General features: G+C 75.0%; 17 protein-coding genes. 9 read left to right on the top strand and 8 right to left on the bottom strand.

What is annotated here, in order from left to right:
• Positions 1 to 38: 38 nt before the first annotated feature.
• The gene (locus QSK21_RS13360) at positions 39 to 1,034 is read left to right on the top strand and encodes a helix-turn-helix transcriptional regulator (protein WP_285695960.1); all 996 of its coding nucleotides are present in this window, start codon (positions 39 to 41) and stop codon (positions 1,032 to 1,034) included.
• On the opposite strand, the gene QSK21_RS13365 is transcribed toward QSK21_RS13360, so the two are convergent.
• Both QSK21_RS13365 and QSK21_RS13370 read right to left on the bottom strand, forming a co-directional pair.
• The gene (locus QSK21_RS13365) at positions 995 to 1,660 is read right to left on the bottom strand and encodes a response regulator (protein ID WP_285695961.1); all 666 of its coding nucleotides are present in this window, start codon (positions 1,658 to 1,660) and stop codon (positions 995 to 997) included. The genes QSK21_RS13360 and QSK21_RS13365 overlap by 40 nt on opposite strands.
• Positions 1,657 to 2,859 (bottom strand): sensor histidine kinase, encoded by a 1,203-nt coding sequence (locus QSK21_RS13370; protein ID WP_285695963.1) that lies wholly within the window; start codon positions 2,857 to 2,859, stop codon positions 1,657 to 1,659. Before QSK21_RS13370 ends, QSK21_RS13365 begins: the two co-directional genes overlap by 4 nt.
• Positions 2,860 to 3,003: 144 nt before the next feature.
• Here QSK21_RS13370 and QSK21_RS13375 point away from each other — a divergent pair, with 144 nt between their 5' ends.
• The 5 genes from QSK21_RS13375 (at position 3,004) to QSK21_RS13395 (ending at position 10,266) form a co-directional block, all read left to right on the top strand.
• Positions 3,004 to 3,945 (top strand): ABC transporter ATP-binding protein, encoded by a 942-nt coding sequence (locus QSK21_RS13375; protein ID WP_285695964.1) that lies wholly within the window; start codon positions 3,004 to 3,006, stop codon positions 3,943 to 3,945.
• Entirely contained in the window at positions 3,942 to 5,396 is a 1,455-nt protein-coding gene (locus QSK21_RS13380) for an ABC transporter permease subunit (protein ID WP_285695965.1), read from the top strand. The genes QSK21_RS13375 and QSK21_RS13380 overlap by 4 nt, the downstream gene beginning before the upstream one ends.
• A gap of 8 nt (positions 5,397 to 5,404) precedes the next feature.
• The gene (locus QSK21_RS13385; protein WP_285695966.1) at positions 5,405 to 6,196 is read left to right on the top strand and encodes an ABC transporter permease; all 792 of its coding nucleotides are present in this window, start codon (positions 5,405 to 5,407) and stop codon (positions 6,194 to 6,196) included.
• A 74-nt stretch (positions 6,197 to 6,270) separates the two neighbouring features.
• Entirely contained in the window at positions 6,271 to 9,126 is a 2,856-nt protein-coding gene (locus tag QSK21_RS13390; RefSeq protein ID WP_285695968.1) for an AfsR/SARP family transcriptional regulator, read from the top strand.
• A 39-nt stretch (positions 9,127 to 9,165) separates the two neighbouring features.
• The gene (locus QSK21_RS13395) at positions 9,166 to 10,266 is read left to right on the top strand and encodes an FAD-dependent monooxygenase (RefSeq protein WP_285695969.1); all 1,101 of its coding nucleotides are present in this window, start codon (positions 9,166 to 9,168) and stop codon (positions 10,264 to 10,266) included.
• Here the strand turns inward: QSK21_RS13395 and QSK21_RS13400 are convergent.
• Positions 10,263 to 10,562 (bottom strand): hypothetical protein, encoded by a 300-nt coding sequence (locus QSK21_RS13400; protein WP_285695970.1) that lies wholly within the window; start codon positions 10,560 to 10,562, stop codon positions 10,263 to 10,265. The two genes, QSK21_RS13395 and QSK21_RS13400, sit on opposite strands and share 4 nt — an antisense overlap.
• Before the next feature lie 4 nt (positions 10,563 to 10,566).
• Positions 10,567 to 10,770: a hypothetical protein gene (locus QSK21_RS13405; protein WP_285695972.1), complete on the bottom strand. Its 204-nt coding sequence runs from the start codon at positions 10,768 to 10,770 to the stop codon at positions 10,567 to 10,569.
• Between the two features lie 108 nt (positions 10,771 to 10,878).
• On the opposite strand from QSK21_RS13405, the gene QSK21_RS13410 reads away from it, so the two are divergent.
• Positions 10,879 to 12,498, top strand: coding sequence for a phytoene desaturase family protein (locus QSK21_RS13410; protein WP_285695973.1), 1,620 nt, complete (start codon positions 10,879 to 10,881; stop codon positions 12,496 to 12,498).
• A gap of 4 nt (positions 12,499 to 12,502) precedes the next feature.
• On the opposite strand, the gene QSK21_RS13415 is transcribed toward QSK21_RS13410, so the two are convergent.
• Positions 12,503 to 13,036, bottom strand: a complete 534-nt coding sequence (locus QSK21_RS13415; protein WP_285695975.1) for a hypothetical protein — start codon at positions 13,034 to 13,036, stop codon at positions 12,503 to 12,505.
• Positions 13,037 to 13,070: 34 nt separating this feature from the next.
• A complete protein-coding gene (locus QSK21_RS13420; protein ID WP_285695977.1) occupies positions 13,071 to 13,430 on the bottom strand; it encodes a hypothetical protein in 360 nt (119 codons plus the stop codon).
• A 21-nt stretch (positions 13,431 to 13,451) separates the two neighbouring features.
• Here QSK21_RS13420 and QSK21_RS13425 point away from each other — a divergent pair, with 21 nt between their 5' ends.
• Entirely contained in the window at positions 13,452 to 13,838 is a 387-nt protein-coding gene (locus tag QSK21_RS13425; RefSeq protein ID WP_285695978.1) for an RNA-binding S4 domain-containing protein, read from the top strand.
• Between the two features lie 83 nt (positions 13,839 to 13,921).
• Here QSK21_RS13425 and QSK21_RS13430 read toward each other — a convergent pair whose 3' ends face one another.
• Positions 13,922 to 14,587 carry an ATP-dependent Clp protease proteolytic subunit gene (locus QSK21_RS13430; protein ID WP_285695979.1) on the bottom strand — a complete coding sequence of 222 codons (666 nt, stop codon included), beginning with the start codon at positions 14,585 to 14,587 and terminating at the stop codon, positions 13,922 to 13,924.
• Positions 14,584 to 14,868: a helix-turn-helix domain-containing protein gene (locus tag QSK21_RS13435; RefSeq protein ID WP_285695981.1), complete on the bottom strand. Its 285-nt coding sequence runs from the start codon at positions 14,866 to 14,868 to the stop codon at positions 14,584 to 14,586. Before QSK21_RS13435 ends, QSK21_RS13430 begins: the two co-directional genes overlap by 4 nt.
• Before the next feature lie 98 nt (positions 14,869 to 14,966).
• Here QSK21_RS13435 and QSK21_RS13440 point away from each other — a divergent pair, with 98 nt between their 5' ends.
• Entirely contained in the window at positions 14,967 to 16,274 is a 1,308-nt protein-coding gene (locus QSK21_RS13440) for an ROK family transcriptional regulator (protein WP_285695983.1), read from the top strand.
• Positions 16,275 to 16,321 lie beyond the last annotated feature (47 nt).

Below are 16,321 nucleotides of genomic sequence, written 5' to 3' on the forward strand. Positions count from 1 at the left end.
GGAACAGTACGTTCCTAATGGCGCGCCATACTCGAAGAATGTTGGAGACTTCGAGCCGGCTGTTGCGGCTGCTTTCCCTGCTCCAGAACCCCCGCGAGTGGACGGGCACGGAACTGGCCGAACGCCTGGGCGTGAGCACCCGGACCGTCCGCAACGACGTGGAGCGGCTGCGTACCCTCGGCTACCCCGTGCACGGGACCCGCGGTTCGGCAGGCGGATACAGACTCGGGGCGGGTGCGCGCCTGCCACCGCTCCTGCTGGACGACGAAGAGGCGGTGGCCGTCGCCGTCGGCCTGCGCACCGCGGCCGGCGGGACGATCGCCGGTGTGGAGGAGACCTCCCAGCGCGCGCTGGCCAAGCTGGAACAGGTGCTTCCCGACAGGTTGCGGCGCAGGGTCAACGCACTCCAGACCTACACCGTCCGGGTGCCGGCGACCTCGCCCGTCCCGCAGGTGGACGCCGAGACGCTCGCCGTGCTGACCTTCGCGTGCCGCGACCACGAGCGGCTGCGCTTCGACTACCGAGGCCACGACGGCACCGAGAGCCGCCGCGTCGTCGAGCCGTACCGGCTGGTCAACTGGGGGCGCCGCTGGTACCTGGTCGCCTGGGACACCGGCCGCTCGGATTGGCGGACCTTCCGTGTCGACCGGATCGTCCCGTGCCTTCCCACCGGCCCCCGGTTCACCCCGGCCGAGCCGCCCGAGGACGCGATCGAGCGTGTCATGCGCGGTGTCTCGTCGGCGGCCTGGCGGCACCGTGCCAGCGTCACCGTGCACGCTCCGGCGGAGCAGATCATCGACCACATCAACCCCGCGGTCGGGACGGTGGAGGCGATCGACGAGCACACCTGCGTTCTGCACACCGGAGCCGACACCCTGGACAGCCTGGCCGTCCATCTCGGGCTGCTGGGCACGCCCTTCACCGTCACCGAACCGCCCGAACTGGTCGACCTCCTCCGCGAACTCTCCGACCGCTACCGGGACGCCGTCCCGGCTCACCTGCCGCCGCGAGGGACGACGAGCCCGGACTCGTAGGCGTGCACGACCGCCTGGGTGCGGTCGCGCAGCCCGAGCTTGGCCAGCAGCCGGCTGACATGGGTCTTCACCGTCTCCTCGGTGACCACCAGCCGGTCGGCGATCTCGATGTTGGACAGGCCGTCGGCCAGCAGCCGCAGCACCTCGGCCTCGCGGGGCGTCAGCACGTCCAGCGGCGCGGGACGGCGGACGGGCCGGAGCCTGGCGAACTCGGTGATGAGCCGGCGTGTCACCGTGGGCGCGAGCAGCGCCTGCCCCGCGTCGACCACCCGGACCGCCTCGAACAGCCGCTCGGCGTTCATCTCCTTGAGGAGGAACCCGCTGGCGCCGGCGGCCAGCGCGTCGTAGACGTGCTCGTCGAGGTCGAAGGTGGTCAGCATGATGACGCGGGGCCGGTCGCCGTCGCTCTCGGCCACGATCCTGCGGGTGGCCTCGATGCCGTCCATCACCGGCATCCGCACGTCCATCAGCACGATGTCGGGGCGCTCGGCGCGGCACAGCCGCAGCGCCTCGGCGCCGTCGGGCGCGTCGCCGACCACGGTGAAGTCGTCCTGCGTGCCGAGCAGCGCGGCGAACCCGGCGCGCACCACGTCCTGGTCGTCGGCCACGACGATGCGGATGCTCATGGCGGCGGCCCCTCCATCGGCAGGTCGGCCTCGACGACCAGGCCGCCCGCGGGGGTGGAGCCGATCGTCAGGGTGCCGTTGACCATCGCGGCGCGTTCCCGCATGCCGGTCAGCCCGTGCCCGCCCGCGTCCCCGCCCGCCGCCTGGAGGCCGGGGCCGTTGTCGCGGACGCGCAGCCGCAGCCGGTCGGCGGCGTAGTCCAGCTCGACGTCCACGGCCGCGCCCGGCGCGTGCCGGCGGGCGTTGGTGAGCGCCTCCTGGACGATGCGGTACGCGGTGAGCTCCAGCCCGGGGTCGAGCCGCGCCACCCTGCCCCGGACGATCAGCCGGGTGCTGGTGCCGGCGGAGTCCCTGGCCTCGTCGACCAGCTCGATGAGCTGTTGCAGTCCCGGCTGGGGCCGCCGGTCGTCCTCCCCGGCGTCGGCCCTCAGCACGCCCAGCACCCGCCGCATCTCGGCCAGCGCCGACCGTGCCGTGTCGCCGATCTCCAGCAGCCGCTTCTCGCCCTCGGCGGGCATGCCGGGAGTGGCCAGCCGTGCCGTCTCCGCCTGCACCGCGATCATCGAGATGTGGTGCGCCACCACGTCGTGCAGCTCCCGCGCGATGCGTGCCCGCTCGCCCCGCGCCACGTGCTCGACCAGGGTGTCGGCCATTGCCCGGCGGGACGCGTCGCGCCGAGCGGTCTGGCGGCGTGCCCGTACCGCGGCGCCGGTGAGCAGCGCGGCACCGGTCACCACCAGCATCGGCACCAGCAGCGCGCGGTCTCCCGGCGCGGCGAGCACGGCGAAGGCGGCGAACGGCAACGCCACGGGCAGCGCGTGCAGCGGCGGGCGGAGCAGCCCGAGCAGCAGGAGCGCCGCGCCTTGCGCCACCAGCCCGGTGACCACAGGCCGGTGGTCGCTGACGAGTGCAAGCAAGCCTCCGGCCGTGACCGCCATCGCCGCGCCCAGGGGGTGAGTGCGGACGAGGGACAGCGGCAGCGTCGTGCCGAGGGCGGGCAGCAGGACCGCGGAGGCGTCCGGGGTGTGACCCACCCTCGCCGTCTCGTCCGGCAGCCGCGCCGTCACCTCGACCATCGCGGCCAGCGCCAGCAGCGCCGCGGCGGTCAGGGGGAGGCCGGGAGTGCCGAGTGCGTCCCGCGCGCAAGCCTTCCACCGTCCCGGCAGAACGTGTGCCCAGGGCGCGTACGTGCGGTTCACGTAGGTATTGTCCGCGCGCTGCGCGGCCTCTGCGTCACTCGTAGGAGGGACGTACCCAAGTCGTAGGTCACCCTTGTCAGGGGTCGCGGGGACGGCTCGGCGGCGTGATGACCCGGACGCCGCGGATCCGTAGCGTCCAGAGGCATGGAAGCGAGCATCGAGCTGCGCGGGCTGCGCAAACGCTACGGCCGGACGGTCGCGGTGGACGGGCTGTCGTTCACCGTCGCGCCGGGCCAGGTGACCGGCTTCGTCGGCCCCAACGGGGCGGGCAAGTCGACGACGATGCGGATGATCCTCGGACTGGACGCGCCCGATGAGGGGACCGCGCTGGTGAACGGCAGGCCCTACCGCACCCTGCGCGCCCCGCTGCGCCAGGTGGGCGCCCTGCTGGACGCGGGCGCCCTCCACCCCGGCCGGCGCGCCCGCGACCACCTGCTCTGGATGGCGCACTACAGCGGCATACCCCGGCGCCGGGTGGACGAGGTGCTGGACGAGGTCGGCCTTTCCTCGGTGGCGCGCCGCCGCACCGGCGGGTTCTCGCTGGGCATGCGGCAGCGGCTCGGCATCGCGGGCGCCCTGCTGGGCGACCCGCCGGTGCTGATGTTCGACGAGCCCATCAACGGCCTGGACATCGAGGGCATCCAGTGGATCAGGGGGCTGCTGCGCCGGCTGGCCGCCGAGGGCAGGGCCGTGCTGGTGTCCAGCCACCTGATGAGCGAGCTCCAGGACAGCGCCGACCATCTGGTCGTGATCGGCCGGGGCCGCCTGGTCGCCGACACCAGCGTGCGGGAGCTGCTGGCCACCGCGTCCGGCGACCGGGTCAGGCTCCGCACCCCGCACCGGTCCGAGGCGATGACCGTGCTGGCCAACGCGGGCGCGACCGTGGCGGTCATCGGCGCGGACGAGCTGACCGTCACCGGCCCCACCGCCGAGCGCATCGCCGCGCTGCTCACCGAGGCGGGGCTGGGCTTCACCGAGCTGACCCCGCACCGCGCCTCACTCGAAGAGGCGTACATGGAGCTCACCCGCGAATCGGTCGAGTACAGCGCAGGCGACCGCGTCGCCGACGCCGGGGAGCCGTCATGACCACGGCGCTCGGCGAGGAGAGGCCCGCGGAGACAGAGCCGCCCGCACGGGACGGCTTCGGGCATGTGCTGCGCGCCGAGTGGACCAAGTTCCGGTCGGTGCGCAGCACCGCCTGGTGCCTGCTGCTCACGGTCGTGCTGACCACGCTGCTGTCGATGCTGGGCGCGGCGGGCAGCAGCACCAACGTCAACGAGACCCCCCGCTACCAGGACCGGTTCCATTTCGTCCACCGGCCGCTCACCGGCGACGGCGTCCTCACCGCGCGGGTGACGGGGCTGCGCGCCATCGACCCCTGGGCCAGGGCGGGCCTGCTGATCAAGCGGGACACCCGGCCGGGGTCGCCGTACGCGGCGATCATGGTGACCAGGGACCACGGCGTGCGGATGCAGACCGGCTTCAGCACGGAGCTGTCCGGCGGGACGGCCGGGGCGCCGCGCTGGCTGCGGCTCGTCCGCTCCGGCTCCTCGATCACCGGGCAGCACTCGGCCGACGGCCGGACCTGGGCCACGGTGGGGACGGTCTCGGTGCCCGCGCTGCCGTCCCGCGCCGAGTCCGGTCTGTTCGTCACCTCGCCGAGCGACCGGATGGAACGGCGGGGCACCTCGACCGGAACGGTGTGGGTCCCCGGCGTGGCCACGTTCACCGAGGTGAGCGCGACGGCGGGGAACCGTCCCCAGACGGGCTCCTGGAAGAGCACGGACGTGGGAGGCCCCGCCCAGAACGTGGACGGCACGATCGTCCGCGGCGGCTCGGCCCAGGCCGGGACGGGCTTCACCGTGCGCGGGACGGGTGACCTGCGCGCGCTGCGGCCGGGCGAGGGCGGCGACGACGACATCGTCGCCAACTCCCTCGCGGGCGTCTACATCGGCCTCATCGCGGTCGTCGCGCTCGGCGTGCTGTTCGCGACGTCCGAGTACAAGACGGGCCTGGTCCGCACGACGTTCGCGGCGAGCCCGCGGCGGGGACGGGTGCTGGCGGCCAAGGGCATCGTGCTCGCGGGGGCGGTCTTCGCCGCCGGTCTGGTCGCGTCGCTCGCCGCGTTCCTGCTGTCGCAGCCGTTGCTGCGGAGCAGGGGGTACGAGCCGCCCGGCTACCCGCATCCGTCGCCGACGGACGGGCCGGTGCTGCGGGCCGTCGCGGGCACCGCGCTCTTCCTGGCGCTGATGGCGCTGATCGCCCTCGGGGCCGGTACGATCCTGCGCCGCTCGGCCGGTGCGATCGCGCTGATCCTCGGGCTGATCCTGGTCCCGGCGATCGCGTCGGGCCTGGTGCCGATCGAGACGGGCCGGTGGGTGACCAGGGTGACCCCGCTGGCCGGGCTCGCCGTCCAGCGGACCAGGGAACGGTTCGACACCGCCATCGACCCGCTGCCCGGCGTCGCCGTCCTGTGCGCGTACGTCGTGGTCGTCCTGGCGGCGGCGCTGTGGTCGCTGCGGCGCCGGGACGTGTGAGGCCCGCGATGGCACGCGCGGTGCTCATGGAGTGGACCAAGCTGCGCACCGTGCGCAGCACCGGCTGGCTGGTCCTGGCGGCCGTGGTCTGCACGGCCGGGGCGGGCGCGCTGGTGTCGTGGTCGGCCGATGTCCGCAACTGCCCGGCGGACGAGCCGGGTTGTGTGCAGGACGTCGTCCGGCTGAGCCTGGCCGGGGTGTACCTCGGCCAGGTCGCCGTCGTGGTGCTGGGGGTGCTGGCCATGTCCGGCGAGTACGGGGCCGGGCTGGTACGCACGACGCTGGCCACCTGCCCGCGCCGCCGGCATGTCTTCGCCGCCAAGGCCGCCGTGGTCAGCGCGCTGGTGCTCGGCGCCGGGCTGCTGGGCGTCCTCGGCTCGCTGCTCGCGGCGCGCGCCCTCCTTCCCGGGCACGGCTTCGTCCCGTCCGCCGGATATCCGCCGCTGTCGCCCGCCGACGAGCCGACCCTCCGCGCGTACCTCGGGACCGTCCTGTACCTGTGGCTGGTGGCGCTGCTCGGCCTGGGCGTGGCGGCGGCCGTCCGGCACACCCCGGGCGCCCTCACCGCCGTGCTCGCCCTGCTGTTCACCCCGGCGACCGTCGTCACGCTCATGAACGACCCGCGGTGGCGGGAGTGGAGCGAGAAGCTGGCCCCCATGACGGCCGGTCTCAAGGTCCAGGTCACCGTGGGCCTGGACGCGCAGCCGATCGGCCCCTGGGCGGGCCTGGCCGTACTGGCCGGTTACGCCGGGGTCGCGCTGGCGCTCGGTGTCACGGCCTTCGCGGTCCGCGACGCATGATCGCCGCCCTGGCGGGCGGGTAGCATGAGCGGCACATCGGCCAGGGCGGGCTCCGCGCGACGGGGAGGGGCCCAGTGGAGTTCCGGATCCTGGGCGGCCTGGAGGTCGTCCACGCGGGGGCCTCGCTCGCGCTGGGCGGCCCTCGCCACCGCAGGCTGCTGGCCGTTCTGCTGCTCAACGCCGGTGCGACGGTCTCCAAAGGACGGCTGGTCGAGGCGTTGTGGGGCGACGACCCTCCCAAGAGCGCCCCGGAAATGCTGTACGTGCGGGTGTGCGAGCTGAGGGCGGCTCTGCGCGCGGGGCGTCCCGAGCCGCACGCGGGCCTGCTGAACCGCGACGGCGGCTACGTCCTGCGGGCGGGCGCCGACGAGCTGGACTTCCGCAGGTTCGAGCGGCTCGCCGCAGAGGGGACGGGTGCGCTCGCCGAGGAGGACCACGTCCGAGCCGCGGCGCTGCTCGGCGACGCCCTGGCGCTGTGGCGGGGACCGGCGCTGGCCGAGTTCGCCGACCAGCCGTTCGCGCGTGCCGAGGCGGCCCGGCTCGACGCGCTGAGACTGCGCGTCCTGGAAAGCCGGCTGGAGGCCGACCTGGCACTGGGACGGCACGGCGACCTGGTGGGCGAACTGAAGTCACTGGTCGGCGAGCACCCGCTCCATGAACGGTTCTGGTGCCAGTACCTGCTCGCCCTGTACCGGACGGGCCGCCAGGGCGAGGCGCTGGCCGCCTTCCACACCGCGCGCCGTCGTCTCCAGGACGAGCTCGGCATCGAGCCGGGCGCGGACCTGCGCCGCGTCCACGCCGCGATCCTGCGGCAGGACGCCTCCCTCAACGCGCACGCCGCCGTACCGGGGAACCTGCCCGCGCGGCTCGCCGGTTTCATCGGCAGGCATCGTGACATCGCCGAGGTCCGCGCGCTGGTCCGCGAGAACCGGCTGGTCACGCTGACCGGCGTCGGAGGCGTGGGGAAGACCCGTCTCGCCGTCGAGGCGGCGGCGGGCCTCCAGGCGGAGTTCCCCGGCGGGGTGTGGCTGGTGGACCTGGCCGCCGTGACCCGGCCCGGCCTGGTGGTGCCCGCCGTCGCCGCCGCGCTGGGCGTCCGGGAGCACCCGCGGCGGCCGCTCGCCGACGTGCTCGCCGCCCATCTGCGGTCCGCCGCGACGCTGATCGTCCTGGACAACTGCGAGCACCTGGTCGAGGAGGCCGCGGAGGCCGCGGGCCGCCTCCTGGGCGCGTGCCCCGGGCTGCGGATCCTGGCCACGGGCCGGGAACGGCTCGGGCTGGCGGGCGAGGTGCTGCGGCCGGTCGAGGGCCTGGACGTGCCGCCGCCGGACGATCGGGACCCGGAGTCGGTCGGCCGCGCGGAGGCCGTCCGGCTGCTGCTGGCGCGGGCGGCTGCGGTACGGCCCGGGTTCGCGCTGACCGGCGCCACGGCCGCGCCCATCGCCGAGATCTGCCGGCGGCTCGACGGGCTGCCGCTGGCGATCGAGCTGGTCGCGTCCAGCGCCAACGCCTTCGGCCCGGCGCAGCTCGCCGAGCGCCTGGACGACAGGTTCCGGCTGCCGACCCGCGGCGACCGGGCCGGGCCACGGCGGCACCGGACGCTGCGGGCCGTGGTGGACTGGGGCTACGACCTGCTGGACGAGGCCGAACGCCGGCTGTTCGACCGGCTGTCGGTGTTCGTCGGCGGCTTCACCCTCGACGCGGCCGAGGCGGTCTGCGGCGGATCGGCCGACGGCGGGGGGACGGCCGCGCGGCTGGCGCGCCTGGTCGACACCTCGATGGTCGCCGCCGACCACGGCGACGAGGGCACGCCGCGCTACCGGATGCTGGAGACGCTGCGCGCCTACGGCACCGAACGGCTCGCGCAGTCCGGCGACGCGGACGCGGTGCGCGACCGGCATGCCGCCTACGTCCTGTCCATGGTCGGCTCGGCGCGGGCGGCGCTGCGCGACGCACGGCAGGCCGAGTGGGGGCGGCGCCTGGAGGACGAGCGCGGCAACATCAGGGCCGCGCTGGACTGGTCGATCGGGACCGGCGACGCCCGCACCGCGACGCGGCTCGTCGGCGCCCTCTACAAGTGGTGGGACCAGCAGGGCCACTACCGCGAGGGCGGTGACTGGTGCGAACGGGTGCTGGCCATGAAGGGCAGGGCGTCCCCGGCGGACACCGCGCGCGCCCTGAACGCGGCGGCGGCGTTCGCCGCCATCCGGGGTGATCTGCCGCGCGCCGTCGCGGCCTCCGAGCGGGCCGCCGCGCTCAGCAGGCGGGCCGGCTATCCCGCCGGGCTGGCCGATGCGCTGCTCCAGCTCGGTGTCACCGCCATCAACGCGGGCGAGGCCGAACGCGCGGCGCCGCCGCTGGAGGAGGCGCTCGGCAACGCCCGCGCCGCCGGCAACCGGTGGCTGGAAGGCAGGGTGCTGGTGTTCCTGGCGCTGGCCGCGCTGTCCACCGGCGAGGCCGCGGGCGCCGTACGGCGGCTCGCCGACGCCGAGGCGGTGCTGCGGCCGGTCGGCGACACCGAGGGCCTGGCCTGGGCGCGGACCCTGCACGCCATGGCCGCCTGGCACACCGGCGATCAGGCCATGGCGGCGCGCCTGCTCGGGGACGGCGCGCGCGGCTTCCAGGACCTCGGCCATCTGTGGGGCCTGTCCATCTGCGTGCTGCTGGCCGGGCTGCTGGCCGGGGCGCGCGGCGACCACGGCACGGCCGTCACGCGGCTCGCCGGGTGCGAGGCGCTGCTCGACCGCATCGGCGTCGCGCCGACCCCGCTCGCCCAGGAGTGGCGGGAGGCGGCGGACGCCATGGCCAGGGACGCGCTGGACGTCCCCTCCTACGAGCGGGCCAGGCGGCAGGGCCGGGCGATGACGGCGGCGGCCGCGGCATGGCACAGCCTCTGCGAGAGTAAGGATTCCGGAAGGTCCCCGTCCTAGCGTCGTGTGGCCAGACGGCCACAGGACCATCGAGGGGGCATGACCATGACGGGACCGCGGGTGCTGATCGTCGGCGCGGGGATCGCCGGGCTGGCGGCCGGGCGGGCGCTGGCGCGGCACGGGATCGTCGCCGACATCGTGGAACGCGTGGGGGAGTGGCGCGCCGAGGGGACCGGCATGTACCTGCCCGCCAACGCCGTCCGCGCACTGGACGAGCTGGGCCTGGCCGACGCCGTGGAGGAACGCGGGGCCCGGGTGCGGCGGCAGCGCGTCGTCGACCACCGCGGCCGTTCCATCGCCGGGATGGACGTGGACGACATCTGGGGTTCGGGCCGATGCCTCGCCGTCCACCGCGCCGACCTGCACCGGATCCTGCTGGACGCGACCAGGGACCTGCCCGTGCGGCTCGGTGCCGTCCTCACGGGACTGGCGGGCGACGACCAGGTGAAGGCCACGTTCTCCGACGGGTCGGCGGGCGTGTACGACCTGGTGATCGGGGCGGACGGCGTGCACTCGTCGGTCCGCGGGCTCGTCTTCGGCGCCCGCGCGGCACGTCCCGTCGGGCAGGTGTGCTGGCGTTTCGTCGCCGAGGGCTTCCCCGGCATCCGCGACTGGACGCTCTACACCGGCCCCGGCCGCGCCTTCCTCACGGTCGGGATCGGCGGCGACCGGGTCTACTGCTACGCCGACCTCATGGGCGAAAGCCTCGACCCGTCGCTCAACGAGAACTGGCGGGCGAGGTTCCGCGACTTCGCCGACCCGATCCCCGCCCTGCTCGACCAGGGCGGCGACGCGCTGCCCGGCCTGATCGAGGAGGTGTCGCCGCCGGTGTGGTCGGCGGGCCGCGTCGTCCTCATCGGGGACGCCGCGCACGCCAGCTCGCCCAACCTCGCCCAGGGCGCCGCGATGGCGGTGGAGGACGCGCTGGTCCTCGCCGACCTGATCAGCAACCGTCCCGTCGACGAGGCGCTGACCGCCTACCGCGAGCGGCGCTCGCCGCGCGTCTCCTGGGTCCAGGACCAGACGCACCACCGCGACAAGCTCCGCAAACTGCACCCGGCCGTCCGCAAGCTCAGCCTGCGGCTGGCCGCCTCGAAGTTCTTCGTCGCCCCGTACCGTCCGCTGCGCGAGCGGCCCTAGCGTTCGGGCGGGCCGGGCTCGGAGCCGAACACCGTGTCGTCCAGGTCGTCATCGGGCGGCGTGTCCGGCGGCGGCCGTCCCTCCGTACGGCCGAAGTCCGCACCGGCGTGCGGCCCCCCACCGCCGCTGGTGCCCGTGCCGCCCACGATCCCGGCCGTGTCGGCGTCGGCGTCCTCGCGCGACACCTTCCGGGGCGCGCGCACCCCGGGCCGCCGGCCGCGGAACCGCGGATCGTCCGGATGCCGGGCCAGCTCATCGGCGAGCTCGCGGGCGTGCCTGTCGTCCCTTTCCGTCACGACCTCACTCTCCCGTGAGGTCGTCGCGGTTCCGCCCGGACTCCTCCAGCGCGTCCTCCAGCGCGGCGCCGACCGCGGGCCGGTCGTCGGGCTGGTGCCGCGGCTCGGCGTCCGCGCGCCGGTCCGGATCGCCGCCGGGCCGCATCACGGTCTGGTCGGTCTTCCCGGTCTTCGGAGCGTTCTCCTCGGGCCTGCTCATCTCCGTCATCCCCCTCGTCCTGGTCGTAGGGGACGGCTACCCGGCGGTGATCGGGTCTAACGGATGCCGCGCAGATCATGCGGCGGTGCAGCCGTGCCGCTCTGGTAGATGTGGGGCATGAGCGATGCCGTCGTGGTCGGCGCGGGACCCAACGGGCTCGTCGCGGCCAACCTGCTGGCCGACGCGGGCTGGGCGGTGGAGGTGCTGGAGGCCCAGCCCGAACCCGGCGGGGGAGTGCGCAGCGACCGCGGCGTGCGCCCGGACTTCGTCAGCGACGTGTGCAGCTCGTTCTACCCGCTCGGGGTGGGATCGCCCGTGATGCGGTCCCTGGGGCTGGAGCGGCACGGGCTGCGCTGGCGGCACGCCCCCGCCGTGCTCGCCCATCCGCTGCCGGACGGGCGGTGCGCCGTCCTGGAACGGGACGTCCGGCGCACCGCCGAGGGGCTGGAGCGGTTCGGCGCCGGTGACGGCGAGGCGTGGACGCGGCTCTACGGGAAATGGGAAGAGCTGGGGGGACCGCTGCTGGACGCCCTGCTCGGCCCGTTCCCGCCGGTCCGCGCGGGCGCCACCCTGGCGGCCAGGGCGGGACCGGCGGAGCTGCTGCGGCTGCTGCGCTTCCTGCTGCTGCCCGTCCGCCGCCTCGGCGAGGAGGAGTTCACCGGACCCGGCGGGCCGCTGCTGCTGGCGGGCTCGGCGATGCACGCCGACCTGTTCCCCGAGTCGTCCGGCGGCACCGCCTTCGCGTGGCTGCTGGCGATGCTCGGCCAGAGCCACGGCTGGCCGGTGCCCGAAGGAGGCGCCGCCGAGCTGACGGTGGCGCTCGTACGCAGGCTGGAGTCGCGCGGCGGGCGGGTGCGGTGCGGCACGCCGGTGACGTCGGTGGTCGTCCGGGACGGGCGGGCGCTCGGCGTCCGCACCGCCTCCGGGGAGGCGGTCCGCGCCACCAGGGCCGTGCTCGCCGACGTCCCGGCCCCGGCCCTGTACGGCGGGCTGGTCGGCTGGGAGCATCTGCCGGGCACGCTGCGGGACGACATGCGCCGCTTCACCTGGGACCACGCCACCTTCAAGGTCGACTGGGCGCTGTCGGGGCCGGTCCCGTGGGCCGCCTCCGAGGCCGCGCGGTCGGGCGTGGTGCACCTGGCCTCCGGGATCGACGCCATGACCGCCTACAACGCCCAGCTCGCCACCGGCGGCGTGCCCGCCGACCCGTTCCTGCTGGTGGGGCAGATGACCACCGCGGACCCGTCCCGGTCGCCGTCCGGCACGGAGTCGGCCTGGGCGTACACCCACGTGCCCCAGCGCGTCACCGGGGACGCGGGGGACGACGGGATCACCGGGGCCTGGGACGAGCGCGACCAGACGGCCATGGCCGACCGGATCGAGAGCGTCGTCGAACGCTTCGCGCCCGGCTTCCGGGACCGGATCCTCGGCCGCCGCGTCCTCGCGCCGCCCACGTTCCAGGAGCACAACGCCAGCCTTGTGAACGGGGCCCTGAACGGCGGCACGAGCGTCCTCCACCAGCAGTTGGTGTTCCGGCCCGTTCCCGGCACGGGACGTCCGGAGACGCCGGTGGCCCGGCTGTACCTGGCGTCCGCGTCCGCGCATCCCGGCGGCGGTGTGCACGGCGCGTGCGGCGCCAACGCCGCCCGCGCGGCCCTCCGCGCCTCCGGCCCGCTGGGACGGCTCGTGGCCGGGCCCGCCCTCTCCGGCCTGCAACGCCTGCTGGCCGGGGGGTGAGCGCTCAGGGACGCACGCCCGCCTGGTCGGGGACGACCTTGGGCAGGGCGCGCAGCCAGCCGTCCAGGTCGGACGGCCACCAGCGGCCCGCCGTCAGATGCGACAGCACGTCCCGTACCGCCGAGGTGGACGCCGGCGCGGGCACCACGCGCGCGGGCGCGGCCCCCGCCAGGACGCCGAGCCACCAGTGACGCAGCGTCTCCGGCATCTCCTCGGGATCCAGGACGACGTAGTAGTCGGGCAGCAGCGCCCGCTCGGCGCGCAGGTCGGCCAGCGCCGACTCGATCGCCACCTCCAGCCCGCCCGGCGGCGCGGCCCGGTCGAAGAAGTCCACCCAGGCGTCCCGGACCCCGGCCAGCGGGTCGCCGTCGTGCACGACGTAGGTCGAGGACGAGTGGGCCGCCAGCGCGCTGAGATCGGCGGGATCGCGCTCCCCGGCCACGACGGCGCGCACGTTGTGCAGGCCCCCGAGACCGGCCACGACCTTGTCCGCCCCCTGCCCCGCCACCACGACCACAGTGCTGCTCAGCCGCCGCATGCTCAGGAGTCTACGTCGCGGACGCCCCGGACGATCACTGCTGCCGCGGGCCGTAGGCCGTCAGGAAACGGTCCCGGAACACGCTCATCGGCCAGACCGGCGCCGCCGGTCCGGGCCGCAGCCCGTCCTGCCAGCCCCACACGGAGATCCGGTCCAGGACGGACCGGTCGCGGGCGACGATGCTGATCGGCACGTCCCGGCCCGCGCCGTGCCCGGTGACGACCGGCAGCGGCTGGTGATCGCCCAGGAGGATCAGCACCAGCCGGTCGTCGCCGTACCGCTCCACGTAGGAGATCAGCGTCTCCAGCGAATAGGCGCTGGACCGCGCGTAACCCTCCTTCCTGCCAATCCCTCGGCACTGCGAGGTACGTGGAGGGAGCGAGCCCGCGTTCAAAACGTCGATTAGGGTGGCGCCATGGCGGGTGAGCGAGACAGCGCACGGGTGGACGTGTGGATCTGGTCGGTACGGCTGGCCAAGACCCGCTCGATGGCGTCCACCGCCTGCCGTGGCGGCCATGTCAGGGTCAACGGGAGGCCGGTCAAGCCCTCGCATGCGGTGAGCGTCGGCGACGAGATCCGGATCCGCCGCGAGGGCCACGAGCGCATCGTGATCGTCTCCCGGGTCATCAGCAAGCGGGTGGGCGCTCCCGTGGCCGCCGAGTGCTATGTCGACAAGAGCCCGCCGCCCCCGCCGCGCGAGCAGCGCGCCCCGGTGGCCGTCCGCCCCCGTGGCGCCGGCCGCCCGACCAAGCGCGAGCGCCGGAGCATCGAACGGCTGCTCGGCCGGATGCCCCGCCGCTGACCTGGTCCGCCTTCGCCGACGCGATCCGTACCGGCGCGGAACGGCCGGCCCGGGTCGGCCGGAAGACGCAGGACGCCGGTCCGCTAGGCCAGGCCGGGCGGGGCGGTGCCGGTGATGTCGTGGACGAAGCCGTACGCGCGGGCCTGCTCGGCCCCGAGGACACGGCCGCGCCGGGCGTCGTCGCGGATCTCCTCGGCCGGCCGCCCGGTGAGCCGTGCCAGCCGGTCGTAGAAGACCTCGACCTGGCGGCGGTGCTGCTCCTCGAACAGCGCCATCTCCGCCGCCGTCCCGTCGAACCGCTCGGCCGGCTCGACCATGCGGATCATCGCGTTCGGGGTGATCTCCCGCCGCCGGGCCCCGGCGAGCACGAGCAGCGCCGCGCCGCCCAGCCGTCCCACGACGAGGGCGTGGACGGGGCAGGTCAGCACGTCCATCGTGTCGAGGACGGAGAAGGCCGCCTCAAGCCCGGCGCTCTCCAGCCGCAGGTGCAGGGTGATCGGCCGTCCCTCGCCCAGCGCGTCCAGCGTCATGAGCCGCGAGCACAGTTCGGCGGCCCGCTCGCCGTCCAGGTGCCCGTGCGCCATGACCACGCGCATCTCGACCAGCCGGTCCGTCTCGAAGGCCAGGATCCGGGACGGCGGCAGCGGATCCCGGCGCGGCGGATCGGGCTCCGGCTCCCACGGCCGGAACCCGGGGATGAGCGGGTCGTGGCGGCGCGGTCCGGGACGGTCGGGGTACGGGAAGCTCATGGGTCCACCCTCCAGCCGATCGTGCGGTCGATGGCGGCGGCGTACCGTTCGAGCGTCGAGGCGCGCACGTCGCCGTGGCCGGCCTCCAGCCGGGCCACGGCGGACTGCGAGGTGCCCATCCGGGCGGCCACCTCGGTCTGCGACAGTCCGCTCGCCTTCCGGAGCTCGACCAGCTCGGCGATCATCCGCTGCCGCCGTTCCCGCATCCGGGCGCGGTGGCGCAGCGCCATCTCCCGGAACCCCGGCAGGATCGGGAGATCGTCGTCGGGCCCCTCGCTCATGCCTTTCACGATATCTCGAATATGAGATAACCGCCATGGCGGCGTTGCCGCCCCGCTCTCGTTGGATAACTTGGCGGCATCGGTTGTGAGGAGGAGCGATGTCGTCTTCTCTCCTTGCGGGCACCACCATCACCGCGCGGCAGGTGCGGGAGGCGGCGCGGGGCGGCAGGCTCGGCGTCCTGCTGCGGGAGGTGCACCGGAAGGGCGCCGTGTCGCGCGCCGAGCTCGCCGGCCGGATGGCGGTGAACCGGAGCACGGTCATGGCGCTGACCGCGAAGCTCGCGGCGGCCGGCCTGGTGCGCGAGGAGAGCTCGGTGGCGACGGGACGGGCGGGCCGCCCCTCGCTGATGGTGCGCGCCGAGAGCGACCTGGTGTACGTGCTGGCCTTCGATGTCGCGGTGGACCGCCTGGTCGCCGCCAGGGTCGGGCTGGGCGGCCGGGTGCAGCAGCGGCTGGAGGCGGTGCGCCGCCGCCGGTACCCCGATCTCGACGAGGTGGTCCGCGTCCTGTCCGGGTTCGGCACGGCGCTGGTGGACGCGGCTCCGCCCGAGGCCCGGTGCGTGGGCGTCGGCGCGTCCTTCTGCGGCCTGGTCAGGGCCGCCGACGGGATGGTGCGGCTGGCGCCGAACATGGGGTGGACCGACCTCGACTTCGGCCCCGCCCTGGGACGCGGGCTGGGGCTCGGGCTGCCCGTGGCCGTGGGCAACGAGGCCCATCTGGGCGCGCTGGCCGAGTACGAGCGCGGCGCGGGCGTCGCCAGCCGGAACCTGGTCTACCTGCACGGCGATGTCGGCGTGGGCGGCGGCATCATCGTCGGCGGCCGGCTGCTGGACGGCGACGACGGCTACGGCGCCGAGCTCGGGCACATGATCGTCAACCCGGTGGACGGGCGTCCCTGCAACTGCGGCTCGCGCGGCTGCCTGGAGGCGGAGGTCGGCGAGAGCGCGCTGCTGGAGGCGGCCGGGCGCGCGGGCGGGCCGGTCGGCCGGGACGGGGTGCGGGCGGTCGTGGACGCTGCCGCGAGCGGCGACGAGGCCGCCCGGCGGGCGCTGGACCGGGTCGGCGACTGGCTCGGGATCGGCGTGGCCAACCTGATCAACCTGTTCAACCCGGGCGTCGTGGTGTTCGGCGGCATGCTGCAGGAGATCTACCGGGGCGCGGCGGAACGGGTGCGGGCACGGGTGGCCGCCAGCGTCCTGCCCGTCTCCTGGGAACGGGTCGAGCTGCGCACCGCCGCCCTCGGGTACGACTCCTCGCTCGCGGGCGGCGCGGAGCTGGGGTTCGCCCCGCTCCTCGCCGACCCGCTGAGCGTTCTGGAGCGCGTGCCTAGTGTCCTGCGCCAGGAATCCGTTCAAGATATGAGGCGAGGCGTTCGAGGATCTCGTCGGCGGTCTTGGTCCAGGTGAAGGGCCTGGGGTCTCTGTTCCAGGTCTTGATCCAGTCGCGGATGTCG

Source organism: Actinomadura sp. NBRC 104412, assembly GCF_030269515.1.
In the GTDB taxonomy this organism is placed as follows: Bacteria; Actinomycetota; Actinomycetes; order Streptosporangiales; family Streptosporangiaceae; genus Spirillospora.